General features: G+C 61.9%; 2 protein-coding genes. One reads left to right on the forward strand and one right to left on the reverse strand.

Translation table 11 applies throughout. The annotated features are described in order from the left end of the window. Positions 1–7: 7 nt before the first annotated feature. A complete protein-coding gene (ilvD, locus tag VIW95_RS01010) occupies positions 8–1,690 on the reverse strand; it encodes a dihydroxy-acid dehydratase (protein ID WP_331583106.1) in 1,683 nt (560 codons plus the stop codon). A gap of 246 nt (positions 1,691–1,936) precedes the next feature. Here ilvD and VIW95_RS01015 point away from each other — a divergent pair, with 246 nt between their 5' ends. Next, positions 1,937–2,776 carry an alpha/beta fold hydrolase gene (locus VIW95_RS01015; RefSeq protein ID WP_331583109.1) on the forward strand — a complete coding sequence of 280 codons (840 nt, stop codon included), beginning with the start codon at positions 1,937–1,939 and terminating at the stop codon, positions 2,774–2,776. The last annotated feature ends 325 nt before the right edge of the window (positions 2,777–3,101 follow it).

The following is a 3,101-nucleotide window of genomic DNA, read 5'->3' on the forward strand; positions in this document are numbered from 1 at the left end:
GATTTCCTCAATGTGTCACGGCGCCGCGCGAGGAAGACGACACCGTCTGCGCGTACTTTGCCATCACGCCCGTCTTGTAGTGAGGCTTCGGCGTTTTCCAATTCTTGAGCCGCGTCTTGATTTCCTCGTCGCTGAGCGCGACGTCGAGCCGGCGCGTGGCGATGTCGAACGTTATCACATCGCCATCGCGAAGCGCCGCAATCGGCCCGCCGACCGCCGCCTCCGGCGCGACATGTCCGGCCATCAGGCCGTGCGTCGCGCCCGAGAATCGTCCGTCCGTCAAGAGACCGACCGATTCTCCAAGGCCCTGTCCCGACAGGGCCGCCGTGACTCCAAGCATCTCCGGCATTCCGGGTGCGCCGCGCGGACCCTCGTAGCGGATGACGACGACATCGCCCGGTTTGATCTTCTGCGCCGACACCGCCTTGAACGCGTCGTCTTCGCAATCGAACACGCGCGCCGGCCCGCGATGCAACATCCGCTCGTGGCCCGCGACCTTCACGACGCATCCTTCCGGCGCGAGGTTACCCTTCAGAATGACCAGCCCGCCGGTTTCCTTGATTGGTTTCGTCACCGCGCGGACGACTTCCTGCCCGGCCGTTTCGCGCGCCGCGTCGGCCTCGACGCCGATCGTTCTGCCCGTCACCGTCATTTCGTTTTCGTGGAGCAGGCCCGCTTCTTTCAGGCGTTTTGCGATCAGCGGAATTCCACCCGCCTTGTACATCTCGGTCGCGAGGAATCGGCCGCCTGGCTTCAGGTCCGCGAGCAGGGGAGTGCGCGAGCTGATCCGGTCGAAGTCGTCGATGTCGAGCGCGATTCCCGCTTCGTGGGCGATCGCGAGCAGATGCAACACCGCATTGGTCGAGCCGCCGGTCATCGCGACCGATGCGATTGCGTTCTCGAGCGCCTTCCTGGTGATTATCTGGCTCGGCTTGAGCCCGCGCTTGAGCAAATCGACCGCGAGCCGCCCGGCCTGGAACGCGCTTTCCGGCTTTTTCGGATCGGTTGCCGGAATGCTGTTCGAACCCATCGGCGAGATTCCCAAAAGCTCGGTCGCGGTCGCCATCGTATTCGCGGTGAACTGCCCACCGCATGCGCCCACGCCCGGGCAAGCGACGTCTTCGAGTTTTTTGAGATCCTCGAGTTTCATTTTTCCGGCCGAATGCGCACCGACGGCCTCGAACACGTCCTGGATAGAAACCTGCTGATCGCCGAAGCGCCCCGGCTGTATCGATCCGCCGTAAATCATCAACGATGGAAGGTCGAGCCGCTGCAGCGCCATCACTGTCGCCGGAATCGTCTTGTCGCATCCGGACATCGCCACGACACCGTCGAACAGATGCCCGCGCACGGTGAGCTCGATCGAGTCGGCGATAACTTCGCGGCTAATCAGGGAGGCGCGCATGCCATGCGTCCCCATCGAGATCCCGTCGCATACGGCAATCGTGTTGAACTCGATCGGGGTAGCCCCGGCCGCGCGAATCCCGCGCTTAACATGCTCGGCCAGATCCCGCAGATGCGCCGTGCAGGGCATGATCTCGATCCAGGTATGCGCGACCGCAATCAGCGGCTTACTGAGATCTTCATCAGTAAAACCGACCGCCTTGAGCATCGCGCGGGCCGGCGCCCGCGAAGGGCCATCAACCAGCACGCTGCTCTTCGATCGAAGAGAATTTTTGTCGTCTACCATATCAAGTTTCCTGCCGCGACCGAATCTGCGCCCCAGGCGTTCGACGAGATCGAAGTCCGGAATATGATTTGTACAACAGCGCGCGTCGGCGCGAAATCCCAAGTTAGGGCGTTGCGTTCCACGCCACTGCTTCCTGCCTCGCCCGCCTGGATGCGGGAGAGGCCGCGCCTCGGGCGCGGGTGAGGGTCTGCGTCTCGTCGCCGAACGCGAGATTTCGTAGTAGGGTTCGACTTCGAGGAGTTTTCCATGCCGCCGGATACTGGAATGACGTCGGGCTACGCGACTTCGGGCGTCGCGAAGATATACTTCGAAACCGCGGGCGCAGGGCCCGACCTGGTCTTCGTCCACGCGGGAGTATCCGACTCTCGCATGTGGGAGCCGCAGTTCGACGCCTTCGCGAACAGGTTTCGAGTCTTGCGCTACGACCATCGCGGATTCGGCAAATCCAGAATGCCGGACGAGCCGTTCACGCTCCGCGACGACCTGCTGAGCGTGGTTCGTCAGGTTGGTGTCGCAAAAGGCGTGTTTGTGGGCTGCTCGATGGGCGGGGCGACGGTCGTGGACTTCGCGCTTGAACATCCGGAGATGGTCACCGCGCTGGTCCTTGTCGGTTCGGGCCTCAGCGGCCTGAATGATCCTAGACAGTTGTCGGCGGATGCGATCAAACACTGGACCGAGTTCCTCACCTTGGTGCGCGACAAAGACGTCGAGCGGGCGCGCGAGATGGAAGCGAAGTACTGGATCGACGGGCCGTCGCGTGATTCGGCGCAGGTCGATCCCGTCTATCGAACGCGTGCGCGACAGCTTCATCGCGAGAATTTCTCGATCGAAAGCTTCGCGCATCAGCAGCAGCCGTTGCAGCCGCCGGCGATCGGCAGGCTGCGCGAGATTGCCGCACCGACCCTGATTGTGATCGGCGACCACGATTCGGAGGACTTGGTGAAGCTGGCCGATCGACTCGCGTCGGAGATACCGAATGCGACTCGCATCACAATCAAGAACGCGGCACACTTGCCCAGCCTGGAGCATCCCGGTCAGTTCAATGAAATTCTGGACAACTTTCTGAGTCAGCTCCCGCGGCCGTAGCGCCAGGCCGGGTTCACGCCAATGACCCTTTGCCCGCGCCGCGCATCGGCGTAACTTTCTCAGTTGTCGGGCGCCCCCTTAGCTCAGATGGATAGAGCACAGGATTCCTAAACTTGTCCACGACCTTTTCTCAGATCACGCCAGATCATATGGTGCAGGAAATATAAGGGTTTTCAGCGAGCGGATATCATCTCAGATCATGCTGAAAAAGCCCGAAGTGGGCACTGAGTGGACACTGAGCCGGGGACACTTTGCTCCGCCTGCCGAGCGCGTCACGCTCGCTCCAACCTTGCGTGCTGCGACGTTTCAGGCAGCAAATCGACAC

Origin of the sequence: Binatus sp. (SeqCode), assembly GCF_036522015.1 — a bacterium.
Lineage (GTDB): Bacteria > Desulfobacterota > Binatia > Binatales > Binataceae > Binatus.